This window comes from Roseateles terrae, assembly GCF_014192155.1.
Classification (GTDB): domain Bacteria; phylum Pseudomonadota; class Gammaproteobacteria; order Burkholderiales; family Burkholderiaceae_C; genus Roseateles; species Roseateles terrae.
The window spans coordinates 16,135-34,459 of sequence record NZ_JACHXO010000011.1 but is presented as its reverse complement, the minus strand read 5'-3'; the positions used below and the strand labels follow the sequence as shown (position 1 = coordinate 34,459).

Genomic DNA, 18,325 nt, shown 5'->3' with positions numbered 1-18,325 from the left:
GCTCAGGCCGCGGCCGCCTCGCCGTGGCGGTGACGGGTGTAGAGGAAATCGATCACCGCCTTGCGCGCCTGCATGTAGACCGGATCTTCCGCCAGGGCCACACGATCCCGCGGACGCGGCAGCGCCACCGGATGAATCTCGCCGATGGTCGCCGCCGGACCATTGGTCATCATCACGATGCGGTCGGACAGCAGCACCGCCTCATCCACATCGTGCGTGACCATCACCACCGTGCTCTGGGTCGCCGCCACGATCTTCAGCAGCTCATCCTGGAGGTGGGCCCGGGTCAGCGCATCGAGCGCACCGAAGGGCTCGTCCATCAGCAGCACCTTCGGCTCCATCGCCAGCGCGCGGGCAATGCCCACCCGCTGCTTCATGCCGCCGGAAATCTCATGGGGCCGTTTGTGCAGCGCATGGCTCATGCCGACCAGTGCCAGCGCCGCTTCCGTGCGGGCGACCAGTTGCGGCTTGGTCTCCCGCGGACCGAAGACGGTTTCCACTGCCAGCATCACATTGTCGAAGCAGCTGAGCCAGGGGAGCAGCGAGTGATTCTGGAACACCACCGCCCGCTCCGGGCCAGGCCCGGCGATCTCGCGGCCGTCACACAGCAGCCCGCCCTGAGTCGGCCGCAGCAGGCCGGCGATCAGGTTGAGCAGCGTGGACTTGCCGCAGCCGGAATGGCCGATCAGGGAGACGAATTCCCCGCGGGCGATGTCCAGGTCGATGTTGCGCAGCGCCGGAAACCGGCCCTGCCTGGTGATGAAGGTCATTTCGGCCTGCTGCACGCGGACGAAGGCTTGCGTCATGACGGTCTCCTCATTCAAAGCGCCGGGCCAGCGACACCAGGGCCCATTCCAGGAACATGCCCACGAGGCCAATCACGAAGATGGCGATGATGATGTGCTGGACATTGAGGTTGTTCCACTCGTCCCACACCCAGAAGCCGATGCCGACGCCGCCCGTGAGCATTTCGGCGGCGACGATCACCAGCCACGCCGTGCCCACCGAGAGCCGCACGCCGGTCAGCAGGTACGGCAGCACCGCCGGCAGCAGGATGCGGGTCACCAGCTTCCATTCCGACAGGCGCAGGACCCGGGCCACATTGAGATAGTCCTGCGGCACCCGCTGCACTCCCACGGCGGTATTCACCACCATCGGCCAGATGCTGCAGATGAAGATGGTCCAGATGGCCGCTGGATTGGCGCTCTTGAAGACCAGCAGGCCAATGGGCAGCCACGCCAGCGGCGACACCGGCTTGAGCAGGCTGATCAGCGGATTCAACATGCGGCTGGCAAAGTCGAACCGGCCGATGATGAAACCGAGCGGAATGCCCACCGCCGCCGCGAGACCGAAGCCCAGGCCCACCCGCTGCAACGAGTTCAGCACGTTCCAGCCGATGCCCTGGTCGTTGGGACCGTTGCGGTAGAACGGGTCGGAGAACAGTTGGACGGCCGCGGCCCACGTCGCGCCCGGGGTCGGGAAGGCACCGCCCTTCTGGGTGGCCAGCTGCCAGAACAGCAGCAACAGCAGCAGGCCCGACAAGGGCGGCACGATGCGCCAGGCCAAGGCCCGCAACGCGGTCATCAGACGGGCGCCTGCGCCCGGTTTCGAGAAGTCGTCGCCGATCACCCCCGTCGCCCCAACGGCTGCCAGCGGGGTGCCGGCTCCTGCCGCGGCTGCGGGCGCGCTGCCCGCAGCTTCGACGTCCTTGCCGCTGAGCGGCACGACGTTGCTGGCCGGCCCGGTCACGGTCTCCGGGCGGGTGTCACGCGGGGAATGGAAGACTGCACTGACCATGGTGTTCTCCCATCAGGCCTTGACCTTGAAGCCATCGGCATAGCGTGCGGGGTCCTTGCCGTCCCACACCACGCCGTCCATCAGCTTGCTGCTGCGCATGCTGTCCTTGGGCACGCTCACCCCGAGTGCCGAGGCCGCGGACTTGTACAGATCGATCTGGTTGATCTGGCGCGCCACCCCCAGGTAGTCCGGATGCTCCTTGATCAGGCCCCAGCGCTTGTGCTGGGTCAGGAACCACATGCCGTCGGACAGGTACGGGAAGTTCACCGCGCCGTCGTTGAAGAACTTCATGTAGTTCGGGTCGTCCCAGGTCTTGCCCAGGCCGTTCTGGTAGCGGCCCAGGATGCGCTGGTTGATCGCATCCACGCTGGTGTTGACGTAGGCCTTGTCGGCAATCGTCTCGGCCATCTTCTGTTTGTTGGATAGGCTCGCATCGATCCAGCGGCTGGCTTCCAGCACCGCCATGATCACCGCCCGCGCGGTGTTGGGATATTTCTTGACGAAGTCGCCAGTGGTGCCGAGCACCTTCTCCGGATGGTCCCGCCAGATGTCCTGCGTGGTGACCGCCGTGATGCCGATGCCGTCGATGATGGCGCGATGGCCCCAGGGCTCACCGACGCAGAAGCCGTCCATGTTGCCCACCCGCATGTTGGCCACCATCTGCGGGGGCGGCACGGTGATGACCTTGGCGTCCTTCATCGGATGAATGCCCGCACTGGCCAGCCAGTAATAGAGCCACATCGCATGGGTGCCGGTGGGGAAGGTCTGGGCGAAGGTGTAGTCGCGCTTGTCTTTCTGCATCACCTTGGCCAGTGAGGTGATGTCGCTGGCGCCCGCATCGGCCAGCTTGCGCGACAGGGTGATGGCCTGGCCGTTGTTGTTGAGGGTCATCAGCACGGCCATGTCCTTTTTGGGACCCGCCACCCCCAGATGCACGCCATAGATGAGGCCGTACAGCACATGGGCCATGTCCAGCTCGCCGTTGACCAGCTTGTCCCGCACCCCGGCCCAGGACGCTTCCTTGGTCGGCACGATCTTGATGCCGTACTTCCTGTCGAAGCCCAGGGCCGCCGCCATCACCACCGAGGCGCAGTCGGTCAGCGGGATGAAGCCGATACGGACTTCTTCCTTCTCCGGCTTGTCCGAACCGGCGGCCCAGGCGGACGGCAGGGCCGACAGCCCCGTCAGGGCGGCGCCCGTGGCCAGCAGTTGGCGACGTTCAGCACTCATCAGACCCTCCTTCGATGGGGTGGAACCCTGGGAACCCTTCGAACCTTGCTGCATGCGGGGACCTCCGGATCCGCGTGGTCATGGGCACGCGGAAGCTACAGACCAAACAAAAAAGGCGTCTCGATCTCTGGTCTGCCGCACGCCGCGACAGACACCGGATCGGACGCCTTTGTCCAATTTCGCCGATGGCTTCGAGGGTCACGCCTTTGTGGCCCTCAGGGGTTCATTTGCAGGAAGCGTGCCAGCGGGGGGCCGCGTGGATGCCAATGGCTGGGGGCTGCATGGGCCGCCCGATGAGTGACCGGGGACGACAGGGCTGTGGGCCCTCAATGACCGGGGACGACAGGCCGGTGGCCCGTCATCGGGGCTGGGCCTGGCAGCCCGCAGACCGGCTGCGACCGTGGCGCATCCCGGCGCATCCCGGCGCGTCGTGCACGATGGAAGGGCACCACGGGCGGGCATGGTGCGTAGGCTTGGTGCGCGGTGCTGGTGCGTGGGGTCAGGGTGTCGGCTTGGTGTGGCAGTACTGCGCCACGAGGCTACGCAAAGGCGTGGGTGGCCCCGGTTCAGCCGGGACGCAGCAGGTCATGCGCGTCGATCACCCGCTGCGCCACCTGCACCAGCGTCTCGCCCCGGTCCATGGCGAGCTTGCGAAGCCGCTGGTAAGCCTTGTCCTCATCGAGGCCCATCTCGCTCATCAGGATGCCTTTGGCACGCTCGATGCGCTTGCGGGAGGCCAGCTGTTCCTGCGCCTTGTTGAGCTCCTCCCGCAGGGCCAGGTCCTGCTCGAAACGGGCAATGGCCACCTGCAGCACCGGCGCGAGCCGCTGGGTCTGCAGGCCCGCCACCACATAGGCACTCACGCCGGCCTTGATCGCGCGCCGCATCGGCGTCTGGTCGGCATCCTCCGCAAACACCACCACCGGCCTCGGCATGCGGGCCGACAGCGTGGCCAGGTTCTCCAGCGTGTCCCGGGTGGGGGACTCCGCATCAACGATCACCACATCCGGCTGCAGCCGCAGGACGCAGTCGTGAATGAGCGTGGCCTGCTCGATCACGCCCACCACCTCGCAGCCCTGGCGCGCCAGTTCCTCGCTGAGCAGATGGACCCGGTGGGCGCCGTCGTCGATCAGCAGCACCCGCAGGCCCTGGGTGGCCGGCGGGGACACGGGGACGGGCCCGGAGGGGTCCGGGGCGGTGGACGAGGGCGGACGTGAGGCTTTCACACAGCGGCGCGGCGCAAGTTCCATGCCTTGCTGCGCCGGCGCTGGAAGGGCGGTTCGCAGGTGGGTTGCATCGAGGGTATACCCTTGGATCCCGTTTACGTTAACGTCAATCGGCGCCTAGAATCGACCGCATCGGGATGCCCAGCGTCGCCACGAGCGACACGGTCCGCACACAGACGGGCGCGGGCGACCCAGCAGGAGACCATCCATGACCGAGCTGTCCGCCGAGTACAAGGCCCTGGCCGAGTACCGCCCCACCCACAAGGTCCGCTTCGTGACCGCCGCCAGTCTGTTCGACGGGCACGATGCCGCCATCAACATCATGCGGCGCATTCTTCAGGGCATGGGGGCGGAGGTGATCCACCTCGGCCACAACCGCTCGGTCGATGAAGTGGTCACCGCCGCGCTGCAGGAAGACGCGCAGGGCATCGCGGTGAGCAGCTACCAGGGCGGCCACGTCGAATACTTCAAGTACATGGTGGAGCTGCTGAAGCAGCGCGGCGGCGAAGGCATCCAGGTGTTCGGCGGCGGCGGCGGCGTGATCGTGCCGGCCGAGATCCGCGACCTCAACGCGCACGGCGTGCGCATCTACAGTCCCGAAGACGGGCAGCGCATGGGCCTGCAGGGCATGATCGGCGAGATGCTGATGCGCTGCGACAAGGCCCTGTCGGCGCAGCCGCCCTACCGCCTCGACGCGCTGCAGGGCCACGACGAATCGGCCTGGCGCTCGCTCGCCCGGGTGATCACCGCGCTGGAGAACGAACAGTCGGACCCCGACTTCCAGACCTTCACCCAGTCGCTGCGCGACGCCGCCGCCGGCCTGCGGGTGCCCGTGCTGGGCATCACCGGCACGGGCGGCGCCGGCAAGTCCAGCCTGACCGATGAGTTGATCCGCCGACTGCGCCTGGATGAAGACGACCGTCTGCGGGTGGCCGTCATCTCCATCGACCCGTCGCGCCGCAAGAGCGGCGGCGCGCTGCTGGGCGACCGCATCCGCATGAATGCGATCAGCCCGTGGGCGGCCGGTCCGCGGGTCTACATGCGCTCGCTGGCCACGCGGGACTTCGGCTCGGAGATCTCCAAGGCGCTGCCGGACGTCATCGCCGCGGCCAAGGTGGCCGGCTTCGACCTGGTGATCGTCGAGACCTCCGGCATCGGTCAGGGGGACGCCGCCATCGTGCCGCATGTGGACGTGCCGATGTATGTGATGACGCCGGAATTCGGCGCGGCCAGCCAGCTCGAGAAGATCGACATGCTGGACTTCGCCGAGTTCGTGGCCATCAACAAGTTCGACCGCAAGGGCGCGGCCGACGCCTGGCGCGATGTGGCCAAGCAGGTGCAGCGCAACCGCGAGGCCTGGACCCGCAAGCCTGATGAAATGCCGGTGTTCGGCACCATGGCCAGCCGCTTCAATGATGACGGCGTGACGGCGCTGTATCAGGCGCTGAAGCCGCGTCTGGCGGAACTGGGCCTGGGCCTGACCGGCGGTCGGCTGCCGCTGGCGGCCACCCGTTTCAGCACCCACCAGACGCCGATCGTGCCGCCGGCCCGAGCCAGGTACCTGGCCGAGATTGCCGACGCGGTGCGGGGCTACAAGCGCCGTGCCCGTGCCCAGGCCCGCCTGGCGCGCGAAGTGCAGCAGCTCGAAGCCAGCGCGGCGATGCTGACGCAGGCGGATGCCTCGTCCAACGTCGCGGCGCTGCAGTCTCTCGCGCAGACACGGCAGGCCCGTCTGGATGCCGATGCACGCGAGCTGCTGGCCCGCTGGCCGCAGGTTCAGCAGGCCTATGCCGGCGATGAATTCGTGGTGAAGATCCGCGACCGGGAGCAGCGGACTGCGCTCGTCTCCTCCAGCCTCTCCGGCACCCGGGTGCGCAAGGTGGTGCTGCCGCCGTACGAAGACCACGGCGAACTGCTGAAGTGGCTGATGCTGGAGAACCTGCCGGGCTACTTCCCCTTCACCGCCGGCGTGTTCCCCTTCAAGCGCGAAGGCGAAGATCCCACCCGCATGTTCGCGGGCGAAGGCGACGCCTTCCGCACCAACCGGCGTTTCAAGCTGGTGTCCGAAGGCATGCCGGCCAAGCGGCTGTCCACCGCCTTCGACTCGGTCACCCTTTATGGGGCCGATCCCGCCCCGCGGCCGGATATCTACGGCAAGGTCGGCAACTCCGGCGTGAGCATCGCCACGCTGGACGACATGAAGGTGCTCTACGACGGCTTTGACCTGTGCGATCCGGCGACGTCGGTGTCCATGACGATCAACGGACCGGCGCCCACCATCCTGGCGATGTTCATGAACACCGCCATCGACCAGCGCATGGAACGATTCCGCACCGAGCAGGGCCGGGAGCCGAGCGCCGAAGAAGCTGCGAGCCTGCGCGCCACCGTGCTGTCGCAGGTGCGCGGCACGGTGCAGGCGGACATCCTCAAGGAAGACCAGGGCCAGAACACCTGCATCTTCTCGACCGAGTTCTCGCTGAAGGTGATGGGCGACATCGCCGATTACTTCGTGCGTCACAACGTGCGGAACTTCTATTCGGTCTCGATCAGCGGCTATCACATTGCCGAGGCCGGCGCCAATCCGATCTCGCAGCTGGCCTTCACCCTGTCCAACGGCTTCACCTTTGTGGAGGCGTATCTGGCGCGGGGCATGCACATCGACGACTTCGCCCCCAACCTGAGCTTCTTCTTCAGCAATGGCATGGACCCGGAGTACACCGTGCTGGGCCGCGTGGCGCGACGCATCTGGGCGGTGGCGATGCGGGACCGCTACGGCGCGAACGAGCGCAGCCAGAAGCTCAAGTACCACGTGCAGACCTCGGGCCGCAGCCTGCATGCGCAGGAGATCGCCTTCAATGACATTCGCACCACGCTGCAGGCGCTGATCGCCATCTACGACAACTGCAACTCGCTGCACACCAACGCCTACGACGAGGCCATCACCACGCCGACCGAGGAATCAGTGCGCCGGGCCATGGCCATCCAGCTGATCATCAACCGCGAGTGGGGCCTGGCGAAAAACGAGAACCCGAGCCAGGGCGCATTCATCATCGAGGAGATGACCGAGCTGGTGGAAGAAGCGGTGCTGGCGGAATTCGAGCGCATCGCCGAGCGGGGCGGCGTGCTGGGGGCGATGGAGACGGGCTACCAGCGTGGCCGCATCCAGGAAGAGTCGATGCACTACGAGATGCTCAAACACACCGGCGAGTACCCGATCATCGGCGTGAACACCTTCCGCAATCCGCATGGCGACCCGGTGCCGGAGCACATTGAGCTGGCGCGCTCCACCGAGGAAGAGAAGACCAGCCAGCTGACCCGCCTGGAAGCCTTCCAGGCCCGCCATGCCGACGCCAGCCCGGCCATGCTGCAGCGGCTGCAGCAGGCGGTGATCGACAACGGCAATGTCTTCGAAGTGCTGATGGATGCGGTGCGGGTCTGCTCGCTGGGTCAGATCACCGCGGCCTTGTTCGAGGTCGGTGGGCAGTACCGGCGCAGCATGTAAGCACAGCCAAACAGGTACAGCACGAACATGCCCGCGCCCGCCGGCGCGCACTCGGGAGGTGCACGATGGGTCTGCTCAGAAGCTTCAACACGGGCACGCGCCTGTCCCTGGCCTTCGGGCTGATGCTGGTGCTGCTGGTGTTGATCTCGGCACTGGGCATCCGCGGCAGCGGCCGCGTCTTTGGCGAGCTCAAGACGCTCTATGAGGACCGCACCCTTCCTCTCAAGCAGATCGGCGACATCGACGGCCTGATGCTGCGCAACCGCATCCTGGTGATGGAAATGCTGCGCGACCCGGCGAAGCTGCCGGAGCTCGATCAGCAGTTGCAGGCCAATATCGGCAAGGTGTCCGGCCTGTGGAAGGCCTACCTCGCCACCTACCTCACCGACGAGGAAAAGCGCCTGGCCCAGGCCTTCACCGAGGTGCGAACCCGCTATGTGAAAGAAGGCCTGCTGGCCACGCGGGATGCCCTCAAGGACGGCGACGTGGCGCGTGCCCAGACGCTGTATGGCGAGCGGATCATGCCGCTGGGCACACAGGCCAAGGCAGCCATCGACGAGCTGCTGGAACTTCAGGTGCGTGTGGGTGCGGGGTCGTACCGGGAAGCCGAGGCCACCAGCGCCTCGGTGCGGCTGTGGAGCCTGACCGCGACGGGCATGGCCCTGCTGCTCGCGGTGATGGCCGGTTGGTTGACCACCCGCTCCATCACCGAACCGATGAAGGAAGCGGTGACCTTTGCGGAAGCCGTGGCCGAAGGCGACCTGCGCGAACGCAGCGCCAGCACCGGCGCGGACGAGGCGGCGCGGCTGGTGGCCGCCTTGGGCTCGATGACCGATGCCCTGCGCGGCATCGTGACCCGGGTGCGGGGCAGCAGCGAGAACATTGCCACCGGCTCCAGCCACATCGCCACCGGCAGCCTGGATCTCAGCCAGCGGACGGAGGAACAGGCCAGCAGTCTTCAGCAGACCGCCGCCTCGATGGAGCAGCTCACCAGCACCGTCCACAACAATGCCGCCACCGCCGGGCAGGCCAACTCGCTGGCGACGGAAGCCGCCAGCGCCGCAGACTCGGGCGGAACCGTGGTGTCTGATCTGGTGCGCACAATGGATGAGATCAGCGCCTCGTCCCGCCAGATCGCCGACATCATTGGCGTCATCGACGCCATCGCCTTCCAGACCAACATCCTGGCGCTGAACGCCGCGGTGGAGGCTGCACGCGCGGGGGAACAGGGGCGCGGTTTTGCGGTGGTGGCCTCGGAAGTGCGCGCGCTCGCACAGCGGTCCGCACAGGCCGCTCGGGAAATCAAGGCGCTGATCTCGCGCAGCGTGGAACAGGTGGCCTCCGGTTCGCGCCGCGCGGGGGACGCCGGTGAAGCCATGCAGGGCATCGTCGGTCAGGTGCGCCAGGTCAGCGTGCTGATCGGCGAGATCGCGGCGGCCAGCCAGGAGCAGTCACGCGGCATCCAGCAGATCGGGCTGGCGGTGACGCAGCTGGATCAGGTCACGCAGCAGAACGCCGCGCTGGTGGAAGAAAGCACCGCTGCCGCCGACAGTCTGCAGCAGCAGGCCGCCGAACTGGCCGATCTGGTGCGGGTGTTCAAGCTGGTCTGAAGTCGCTCCAGCGCGCAAGGCATCCGCCGTCAGTCTCGTGAAGGGATTGTTGCGGCATCCGCGCCGACAACGTTGCCCTGCCCATCGGGGACGGCCTCGCACGTGCCATGACGTGACAAGTGCCTCGGCCAGAGCGATCGCAGCGCTCGACGGCTTGCTGCACAGCAGGGCCGACTCCCATAATCAGCGTACACATCACGAGACGTTGGGGATTGCCATGCTGATCCAGAAGCTCAACCGGATGAAGATCACCACGCTGCTGCAAATCGGCTTTGCGGCGGTGCTGGCGATGGCGGCGCTGATGACCGGCGTCGGCGTCTACAAGCTGCGCGAGATGATGCGGCTGAGCGAGGCGCTTCACCAGCAGGAACAGCGACGAACGCAGTCTTTCCAGTGGCGCGGCTCCACCGAACTGAACCTGAACCGCGTGATGTCGATTGCGAAGTCCGGCGGACAACAGCAATTGATCGACTATCTGGGCGACCAGATGGGCAAAACCACGGAACGCATCAACGAACTGCAGGCCAGGCTCGAGTCCGACATCGACGACAAGGAGCAGAAGGCACAGATGGCGGTGATCGCCGACGCCCGCAAGCGCTATGTGGACATCCGCAAGTCGGTGATGGAGGCCATCAAGGCAGACCCGGCGGCGGGGCAGCAGCAGGTCGACAAGACCCTCGCGCCTGCAGCGGCCGAGTACCTGGCCGCCGTGGAGAAGCTCACCACCCTCATCGCCGAAGACACCGACGCCTTCGCGGCGGAACAGGCGCGGCAGGCCCGAGAGGCCGCCAGCCTGATGATTGTGTTGACGGGCCTGGCTGTGGTGCTGGGGGTGGTCATCGCCTGGCGCATCACCCACTCGGTGCGGGCGCCCATGGTGCATGCCGGCGCGGTGGCCGCAACGATTGCCAGCGGCGACCTCAGCCAGGACATCCATGTGGAGCGCAGCGACGAGATCGGCGTGCTGCTGCGGGAACTCAGCCGCATGCAGGACTCGCTGCGGCGCATGGTCAGCCAGGTGCGTGAAGGCACCGAGACGATCAATGTGGCCACGCGGGAGATTGCCACCGGCAATCAGGATCTGTCCGCGCGCACCGAGTCCACCGCCTCCAATCTTCAGGAGACGGCGTCGTCGCTGGAGGAACTCACCGGCACGGTGGCCCATACCGCCAGCTCGGCCCAGCAGGCCAATGCGCTGGTCAGCGAAGCGCGCAACTCGGCCTCCAAGGGCGGCGCGGTGGTCGGAGAAGTGGTGCAGGTGATGCAGCAGATCGAAACCAGCTCGCGCAAGATCAGCGACATCATCGGTGTCATCGACGGCATCGCTTTCCAGACCAACATTCTGGCGCTGAATGCGGCGGTGGAAGCGGCGCGCGCGGGTGAACAGGGCCGCGGCTTTGCAGTGGTGGCCGGTGAAGTGCGGGCCCTCGCCCAGCGCAGTGCCACCGCGGCGAAGGAAATCAAGCAGCTGATCGGCGAAAGCGTCGACCGGGTGGCGTCCGGCACGCGACTGGTGACGGATGCCGGCGAGACGATGGGCGAAATCGTGCAGGGCGTGCGCCGCGTGGCGGAGATCGTCAACGAGATCGCCACCGCAGCCTCCGAGCAGAGCGGCGGCATCGGCCAGGTGAACGTGGCGGTGCAGCGGCTGGACGAGATGACGCAGCAGAACGCGGCGCTGGTGGAGGAGTCCGCCGCGGCGGCGGGCTCGCTGCAGAATCAGGCGCAGCAGCTCAATGAACTGGTGAGTGCCTTCCGCCTGTCGCCGCGCTGAAACGTCGAGCGCCAGAAACCCTTCGTGCGGCACCGACCTGCCTCACGGACGAGAGTGTCAGCCAACGGCGCGCCCCGCCGTCGACGTGGCCGCTTGTCACGTCAACGGGGGCTGCGTTCGAACCTGCTGTCAGGGAATGACCGCCAGGAACAGGAAGACGACGAAAACGACCATGTGGACCGCGCCCTGAAGCACGGTGGCGCGGCCGCCGCCCAGCGTCAGGCCGCCCACGATGAAGGTCAGGAACAGCAGCACCATGCTCAGGGGCGAGAGGCCCAGCACCAGCGAATGCGGGAACAGCGGTGACAGCACGGCCACCGTCGGAATGGTCAGGCCGATGCTGGCCAGACCCGAGCCGAGGGCGAGGTTCAGGCTGGTCTGCAGCCGGTTGTGCAGCGCGGCACGCACGGCGGCCACCGTCTCCGGCAGCAGCACCAGCAAGGCGACGATCACCCCCACCAGCGAGGGCGGCGCGCCGATGCTGCTCACCGCCTGTTCAATCGTCGGCGCCAGCATCTTGGCCAGCCCGACCACGCCCACAAGACAGGCCATCAGCAGGGCCAGGCTCACCAGCGCCACGCGGTTGCTGGGCGGCTCGGCATGGCTGTGCTGGTCGTCGGCACCGGTGACCGGCAGGAAGTAGTCGCGGTGGCGCACCGCCTGCACGAACACAAAGGCGCCATAGAGCACCAGCGACACCGCGCCGGCAAAGAAGAGCTGCGTGCGGGTGAAGGTCGGTCCGGGAGAACTGGTGGTGAAGGCCGGGAGCACCAGGGTGAGCACCGACAGCGCCGCCAGCACGGCGAGCGTCGGACTGGTGCCATCCACACGGAAGCGCAGCACCTGGTGCTTCCAGCCGCCCACCAGGATGCACAGGCCCAGCACGCCGTTGCAGACGATCATGATGGCGGAGAACACCGTGTCTCGCGCCAGGGTATTGGTGGCTTCTCCACCGGCCAGCATCAGCGACACGATCAGCGCCACTTCAATGACGGTGACGGCCACGGCCAGCACCAGCGAGCCGTAGGGCTCGCCCACGCGGTGGGCGACCACCTCCGCATGGTGCACAGCGGCCAGCACGGAGGCAATGAGCAGCACACTGACCAGTGACAGGACCATCCATCCGCCCCCGCTGCTCAGCCCGAGCAGCGCGCCCAGGGCGGCGACGGGAGACAGCAGGGTCCAGAGGGGCAAGGCCGCGGGCAGACGGCTCAGGAAGGAAGTCGAGTGGGTGGCAGACATGGTCTGAGCATAGACCACTGCGCGGCCGCTCTGCCCGACGCGAGGCTGCGCATCCGCCGCGTCCTCAAGCTGCCGCAGGACCGGGGGTCACCTCTGGCCAGGGGGCTGCTGCGCCGTGCACATGCACGCGGTTGCGCCCCGCGCCCTTGGCGCGGTACAGCGCCTGATCCACCAGGGTGAAGAGCTGCTCGGCACTGAGATGCCGGTGCGGCTCTGCAATCACGACACCGGCCGACACTGTGATGCCGAAGGCGTCCCCGCATGCATGGCGGATCTGCAGAGCCTCGACGCCTTCGCGGATCTGCTCGACGAGGCGTGCGGCACCGGCGGCATCGGTGGACGGCAGCACCAGCACGAACTCCTCGCCGCCCCAGCGCCCCATCACATCCGAGGCCCGCAGGCGACGGCGCACTTCGGCGACAAAGTCCTGGAGCGCGGTGTCGCCGGCGCTGTGGCCGTGGGTGTCGTTGATGATCTTGAAGTGGTCCAGGTCCAGCAGGACGAAGCCGACCGGCGTCTGCTCGCGGCGCCCCAGTTCCAGCGCATGACGCAGCAGCGCGTCGGCGGTCGCCCGGTTGAGGCAGCCGGTCAGGGCGTCGGTGGACGCCATATCTTCCATGCGGCGGGCGATGCGCTCGAAGTTGGCCAGCACGAAACCGAAGCCCGTACCGATGAGGCAGATGAAGCTGAAGAGGAAGGTCAGGCCCTGGCCGAGGCTGCTTTGCAGCAGATCCTGATAGTCCTCGGGATGGCGCCAGGCATGGACGGCGCGCAGCAGCAGGCTGCCCGCCGCCAGCAGCAAGGTGAGCGCGACGCTGCGCAGCGAGTACTCCGCGCGCCAGCCGGGGCCGAGCAAAACACCGATCCCGGGCAGCAGCAACGCTGCGAAGAGCAGCGAGATGCCGATGGTGCGCAGGTAAAACGGCCACGCCAGCATCCACGCGATGAGCAGCCAGGCGACGGTGAGACCGGCCCAGATCCACCAGCGCGGCATGCCGCGTCCGAGCACATGGCGATGGATGCCCTCGCTGTAGGCCACCAGGCCGACGGCGATGCAGCCGTTGCCTGCGAGGGCGGAGATCCAGGTGGGAAGGATGATGCGCGCGGCCAGCAGGGTGAAGCCGAGCAGGAGGATCCAGGAGCCTGAGGTCCAGACACCGAGGTCGAGGTAGCGCAGGCGGCTGCGCCGCGCCATCCACAGTTGCACACCCAGCATCGCAAAGCCGCTGAGCAGTGCCAGCATCAATGTCGGGATGTGAATCATTGGCTGATTATGCCCCCCAGTCGCTTCGCTCCTGCCCCCAGGGGGCGCCTCCCAGCGGCCTGGCGAAGCAAAGGCTTTGGGCCCCCCAGTCGCTTCGCTCCTGCCCCCAGGGGGCGCCTCCCAGCGGCCTGGCAAAGCCAGTTCCGCGGGAGTGGCTGGAGGGGCGCGTCGCTGGGCGACGGCGCGACGGCCGGGGGGGCGCGGGAGTGGGGCGGTCAGCGCAGGCGGGTCAGGAGGGCCTGGGCGGCGGCAGGGGCGCGCTCCTTGGCGCCGCTGATGAAGAGCAGGTAGACGTCGCGCGGTTGGGCTGGCGCTTTGTATGTCGCATCGATCAGGGGCAGGCCCGTGGGCTGAGTGCCGGCACACCAGGCACGGGCGCTGGCAGCAAGGCCGTCCAGCACCTCCTCCGTCACGCCCGTGACCAGAGAGGATTGCGTGCGCATGACACGGGCATAAACGAAGTCGGATGTGAGGTCCGGCAGCGCCGGGTAGTCGTCCGATTCAGTGAAGACCACACCCACTTCGTGACGGCGCGCCAAAGCGAGAAAGGCCGGCGTGCGGAAACTGTCGTGGCGGACATCCACCGCGTGCCGCAGCGGCACACCGTCCAGCGCGCGCGGCAGCAACTTCAGAAATGCGCCGAAGTCGTCCGGGTCAAAACGCTTCGTGGGTGCAAACTGCCACAGGATCGGACCCAGCTTCGGCCCCAGCTCAGCAACACCACTGTTCAGAAAGTGCTGCACCGATTCACCCGCCTCCGCCAGCACGCGGCGGTTGGTGGTCAGGCGGTGCGCCTTGATGGAAAACACAAAACCGTCCGGCGTGGCGTCCCGCCATTTCGCAAAGGTCGCCGGTCGCTGGGTGCTGTAGTAAGTGCCGTTGATCTCGATGACGCTCAAGCGGCGGCTCGCCCATTGCAATTCCTTGGCAGCGGAAACGTCCGGCGGATAGAAGGTCTCTCGCCACGGTGCATAGGTCCATCCCCCAATGCCAACGCGGATCGAAGCCGTCCGCGTCCGATCAGAAGTTCCACCAGCGTCGCTCATGAAGTCTCCAGCAATTGCGTCAGACGGGTCCGGCCCCGCCGCGTGATCGTCAAGGCCCGGCTGTCCAGCGCAGCCTCCAGCCACCCCTGCGACAGCAGCGCCTGCAGCCACATCGCCCCCAGCGCCCCCCCCAGATGCGGGCGGCGCTCACTCCAGTCCATGCAGGCGCAGGCCGGCCTTCGGCGCCCCTGCAAGGCCCCACTCAGGTCCACGCCCAGCCCCTTCCACGCCGCCAGGCCCCGGTCGCTGATCAGGTAGGCGCCCGGGCGGTCCGGTTCGTCCTCAGGCGTGATCCAGCCGCTGCGCAGGGCATGGTCATGCAGCTGGACACCCCAGTGTCCGGCAAGATGGTCGTAGCACCGGCGCGCCTGCCGCAAGGCGATGGGCGTGCTCGGCTCAAAGGTCGGGCGCGGCTGTCCAGCCACCACCAGCAAAGCCTCCAGCGCTTGTCCGACCGTGTCGTCGGCCAGCCGGTAATAGCGGTGGCGGCCCTGGGCCAGGCAAGCCACCAGGCCCTGCGTCAACAACCGCGACAGGTGCGCACTCGCGGTGGACGCCGCCACCTCCCCCACCGCCGCCAGCTCCGTGGCAGTCCGCGCATGGCCGTCCATCAGGCAGCACAGCATGCGCGCACGCACCGGCTCCGCCATGCTCGCAGCGATGTGGGCCAGCGCTTCGTCGGCAGTGAGGCTTGCATCCATGTTTCGATCCTAAGCGAAGCATGGGCGTCAGCGGTGCACGACCATGTCGCTGTCCCGTCTTTGGAGAATCTGCCATGTCCCCCTGCCCCCATGCCCTGCTGGTTCATCCCGATCTGGGCGTGCGGCCGCCCGGTGTGCCTGTGCCGCCCGCGCTCGCAGCGTGGCCGGGACCGCTGACCGAGGTGTTCAATCGATGGTTGCGGCAGCGGGATGACGCCACGCATGCGGCAGAGAAGTCGCTGGTGCTGCAGGTGATGCGGGCGGTCTCCGATGCGGCGGTGCGGGAAGAAGCGGCGCGGCAGGCGGCGCTGGCCGTGCAGTGCCACGGGTGGGATCACTGGGTGTGGGCCGTGCCCGCAGGCACGGTGGCCGGGCTGCTGGGCATGCGGGTGATGACCGTCCCGCAGCAGCACCTGCTGGTGCGGCAGTTGCGGGCCATCGCGGCCGCACTGGCGCCGGAAGCCACGCGGGCGTCGGTGATGGGTGGGCATGCGGCGGTCGCAGCCCTGTTGCAAGCGCTACGGCAGGCAGAGGCCGACGCTCCTGATGCGCCCTTGCAGGCGGCTTGGTTGCACCACCGGAGCTGCGGGGACCGCAAGCCTTGGGCGGATGCGATGACCCGGGAGGCGCATCGACTGGCATGGCTGTGGCAAAGCCACGAAGCTGGGAGCGCGCTGCTGGGGCATGGGTTGTGGCAGCTGGCGGTGTCGGGCGAAGCGCCGGACCGCGATGGGCTGCGGGCGATCGCCCGGGACGGCGGCGCCGTTCGACTGACGCGGCGGTTTGCGCAGCGGGATCTGGCGGTGGGCGGCGTTGCAGTGGCCGCAGGGGCGCCAGTGACCGTGCTGCTGGCCGGCAGCGAATGGATCTTTGGGGCGGGCGCGCATGCATGTCCCGGGGAAAGCATGGCGCTGACGACCGCGGCGTCGGCCTTGCGCTGGGTGCAAGCGTCGGCGTACAAGCCGTTGCCGACCCGTCACCGGGCGATGACCTTGGCAAACATGACGGTCTTGCTGTTTGATGACGAGCCCGCGGGGGCAGAGGGGGACGTGACGGCGGCGGTGACGGTGGAGGCTGGTACAGAAGCAGACGTCAAGAGGCGAAGTTGGAATGAGTCGCCGCCCTCCAGCGGAGTCCTCGCATGATCGCCGTCATCTTTGAAGTGCTGCCCGCAGAAGGCCAGCGGGAGCACTACCTGCGACGCGCCGCCAACCTCCGGCCGGTGCTGGAAACCATGGACGGCTTCATCAGCGTGGAACGCTTTCAGAGCCTCACGCATCCGGGGCGGATGTTGTCGCTCTCGTTCTGGCGGGACGAAGCCTCGGTGCAGGCATGGCGGCGGCTCGATGAGCATCGGGCGGCGCAGGCGGCCGGTCGCGGCGGCGTGTTCCAGGACTATCGGCTGCGAGTGGCGCAGGTGGTGCGGGACTATGGCTTGCGGGAGCGGGACGAGGCGCCGCTGGACAGCCGCCTGCGCCATGCTGAGGTGACGGAGATGCCACCCACAGACCACAGGGCGTGAACACGCATCAGGCATGCGCCGTGCTACAACGACGCATCCGAGGAGAACCTGTTTATGTCCCGTTCCTATCGATCGCTCACTCTTCCTTCTCCGCGCTACGCGCGTGCGGTTCAGGCCCTGTCGGTGACCGGGCTCGTGGCGGCGCTGATCGGCCTGTGGCCCGGCGCGGCCCGTGCCGCGGAGTCGGACACCATCGGTGAGGTGGATACCGTGTTCAAGTTGATCGGGCCAGACCACAAAATCGTGGTGGATGCCTACGATGACCCCGGGGTGCCGGGCGTCACCTGCTTTGTGTCGCGGGCCAAGACCGGCGGAGTGAAGGGCGCGCTCGGCCTGGCGGAAGACAAATCCGAAGCGTCAATCGCCTGCCGGGCCGTGGGGCCCATCAGTTTCCCGAAACCGCTGCCGAAAAAAGAAGAGGTCTTCTCCGAGCGGCGGTCCCTGGTGTTCAAGCGGCTGCGGGTGGTGCGGATGGTGGATCCGAAGCGCAATACCCTGGTTTATCTGACCTACTCCGATCGGGTGATCGAAGGCTCGCCGCAGAACAGCGTGACTGCAGTGCCGGTCGATCGGGGGACACCCATTCCGCTGAAGTAACCCAATGACGAATGGAGCGCGCTGTTTCCGGGGGCGCTTCATTTGGGGGGAACGTTCTTTGACTCCGCTCGAAAGCACCGAGCCGGAACCTTTTTGCTCCATGTCATTCCTGTCCGGCTCCGCCGGCCATTCCCTTCTTGACTTCCGCAAAAAGGCCCCGACTCGGCGTTTCTGGGCCAGTGCCGCACCACCTCCCATGCCGGAAAGCAGCTCGCACGCCATCAATGGTGGCCACTCGTGAGCTGAAGGCTGGGGCGCCCCCCTACCTCACCAGCGCGAAACCTTCGTCCTGCCAGCCCGTGATGCCGCCCGTCATCAACTTCACGGGACGCCCCAGCCTCGCAAGCCGAACAGCTGCCCGGTGCCCACCGTTGCAGTGAGGACCCGCGCAATACACCACAAACATCGTGGCTCGCGGGTAGACGGACATCCTCCCCTCCGTGATCTTGCCGTGCGGCATCGAGATCGCGCCCGGGATGTGGCCCGCGTCGTACAAGGCATGACTGCGCGCATCCATCAAGACAAATCCCGGCGCACCACTCGACAGGGCGTCATGCACATCCCAACAATCGGTCTCAAAGCGGAACGCCGATTCGAAGTGCGCCAGCGCTTCTTCACTGTCAGCAGCCGGGACCGCCGTCACTGCATTGGTTGAATGCGCTGAGCTGGCAACGTGGGTCGCGTCGAGCGTTTCGGGCGGGGCGGCTGTGGTCAAGGTCATGGGGGCTCCTGAATAGGGGGATGGGACGGGATTCAGTGTCGCCATCACCACGCGGTTGCGCCAGTGGCAGGACCGACACGGATCGGTAAGATC

The 18,325-nt window shown here is 67.2% G+C and carries 15 protein-coding genes; 6 read left to right on the top strand and 9 right to left on the bottom strand.

Features of this window, described 5'->3' with window-relative positions:
* Nucleotides 1-2 precede the first annotated feature (2 nt).
* From FHS28_RS23045 to FHS28_RS23030, 4 genes are all read right to left on the bottom strand, one after another.
* The gene (locus FHS28_RS23045) at nt 3-806 is read right to left on the bottom strand and encodes an ABC transporter ATP-binding protein (RefSeq protein ID WP_088454453.1); all 804 of its coding nucleotides are present in this window, start codon (nt 804-806) and stop codon (nt 3-5) included.
* A gap of 10 nt (nt 807-816) precedes the next feature.
* Nucleotides 817-1,797, bottom strand: a complete 981-nt coding sequence (gene ntrB, locus FHS28_RS23040) for a nitrate ABC transporter permease (protein ID WP_088454454.1) — start codon at nt 1,795-1,797, stop codon at nt 817-819.
* Nucleotides 1,798-1,809: 12 nt separating this feature from the next.
* A complete protein-coding gene (locus FHS28_RS23035; RefSeq protein WP_088454493.1) occupies nt 1,810-3,027 on the bottom strand; it encodes a CmpA/NrtA family ABC transporter substrate-binding protein in 1,218 nt (405 codons plus the stop codon).
* Between the two features lie 566 nt (nt 3,028-3,593).
* Complete coding sequence (locus tag FHS28_RS23030; protein ID WP_088454455.1) at nt 3,594-4,277, bottom strand: ANTAR domain-containing response regulator; 684 nt, start codon at nt 4,275-4,277, stop codon at nt 3,594-3,596.
* Between the two features lie 184 nt (nt 4,278-4,461).
* Between FHS28_RS23030 and icmF the strand changes: the two genes are divergently transcribed.
* From icmF to FHS28_RS24700, 3 genes are all read left to right on the top strand, one after another.
* Nucleotides 4,462-7,755, top strand: coding sequence for a fused isobutyryl-CoA mutase/GTPase IcmF (icmF, locus tag FHS28_RS23025; RefSeq protein WP_088454456.1), 3,294 nt, complete (start codon nt 4,462-4,464; stop codon nt 7,753-7,755).
* A 65-nt stretch (nt 7,756-7,820) separates the two neighbouring features.
* Nucleotides 7,821-9,365, top strand: a complete 1,545-nt coding sequence (locus FHS28_RS24705) for a methyl-accepting chemotaxis protein (protein WP_088454457.1) — start codon at nt 7,821-7,823, stop codon at nt 9,363-9,365.
* A gap of 217 nt (nt 9,366-9,582) precedes the next feature.
* Nucleotides 9,583-11,139 (top strand): methyl-accepting chemotaxis protein, encoded by a 1,557-nt coding sequence (locus FHS28_RS24700; protein WP_088454458.1) that lies wholly within the window; start codon nt 9,583-9,585, stop codon nt 11,137-11,139.
* 129 nt (nt 11,140-11,268) lie between these two features.
* Here the strand turns inward: FHS28_RS24700 and FHS28_RS23010 are convergent, their stop codons facing one another.
* The 4 genes from FHS28_RS23010 to FHS28_RS22995 form a co-directional block, all read right to left on the bottom strand.
* Nucleotides 11,269-12,381, bottom strand: a complete 1,113-nt coding sequence (locus FHS28_RS23010; protein WP_088454494.1) for a calcium:cation antiporter — start codon at nt 12,379-12,381, stop codon at nt 11,269-11,271.
* Between the two features lie 64 nt (nt 12,382-12,445).
* Entirely contained in the window at nt 12,446-13,645 is a 1,200-nt protein-coding gene (locus FHS28_RS23005; RefSeq protein WP_088454459.1) for a GGDEF domain-containing protein, read from the bottom strand.
* Between the two features lie 215 nt (nt 13,646-13,860).
* The gene (locus FHS28_RS23000; RefSeq protein WP_088454460.1) at nt 13,861-14,691 is read right to left on the bottom strand and encodes a DUF72 domain-containing protein; all 831 of its coding nucleotides are present in this window, start codon (nt 14,689-14,691) and stop codon (nt 13,861-13,863) included.
* Entirely contained in the window at nt 14,688-15,392 is a 705-nt protein-coding gene (locus tag FHS28_RS22995) for an ArsR/SmtB family transcription factor (RefSeq protein ID WP_088454461.1), read from the bottom strand. Before FHS28_RS22995 ends, FHS28_RS23000 begins: the two co-directional genes overlap by 4 nt.
* A gap of 74 nt (nt 15,393-15,466) precedes the next feature.
* Between FHS28_RS22995 and FHS28_RS22990 the strand changes: the two genes are divergently transcribed.
* From FHS28_RS22990 to FHS28_RS22980, 3 genes are read left to right on the top strand one after another with little or no spacing between them, the layout of a single operon-like run.
* A complete protein-coding gene (locus FHS28_RS22990; protein WP_088454462.1) occupies nt 15,467-16,537 on the top strand; it encodes a hypothetical protein in 1,071 nt (356 codons plus the stop codon).
* Entirely contained in the window at nt 16,534-16,914 is a 381-nt protein-coding gene (locus tag FHS28_RS22985) for an antibiotic biosynthesis monooxygenase family protein (protein WP_088454463.1), read from the top strand. The genes FHS28_RS22990 and FHS28_RS22985 overlap by 4 nt, the downstream gene beginning before the upstream one ends.
* A 54-nt stretch (nt 16,915-16,968) precedes the next feature.
* On the top strand, nt 16,969-17,511 hold the full coding sequence (locus FHS28_RS22980) for a CreA family protein (RefSeq protein WP_088454464.1): 543 nt from the start codon (nt 16,969-16,971) through the stop codon (nt 17,509-17,511).
* 262 nt (nt 17,512-17,773) lie between these two features.
* Here the strand turns inward: FHS28_RS22980 and FHS28_RS22975 are convergent, their stop codons facing one another.
* Nucleotides 17,774-18,232, bottom strand: a complete 459-nt coding sequence (locus FHS28_RS22975; protein ID WP_088454465.1) for a rhodanese-like domain-containing protein — start codon at nt 18,230-18,232, stop codon at nt 17,774-17,776.
* Nucleotides 18,233-18,325 lie beyond the last annotated feature (93 nt).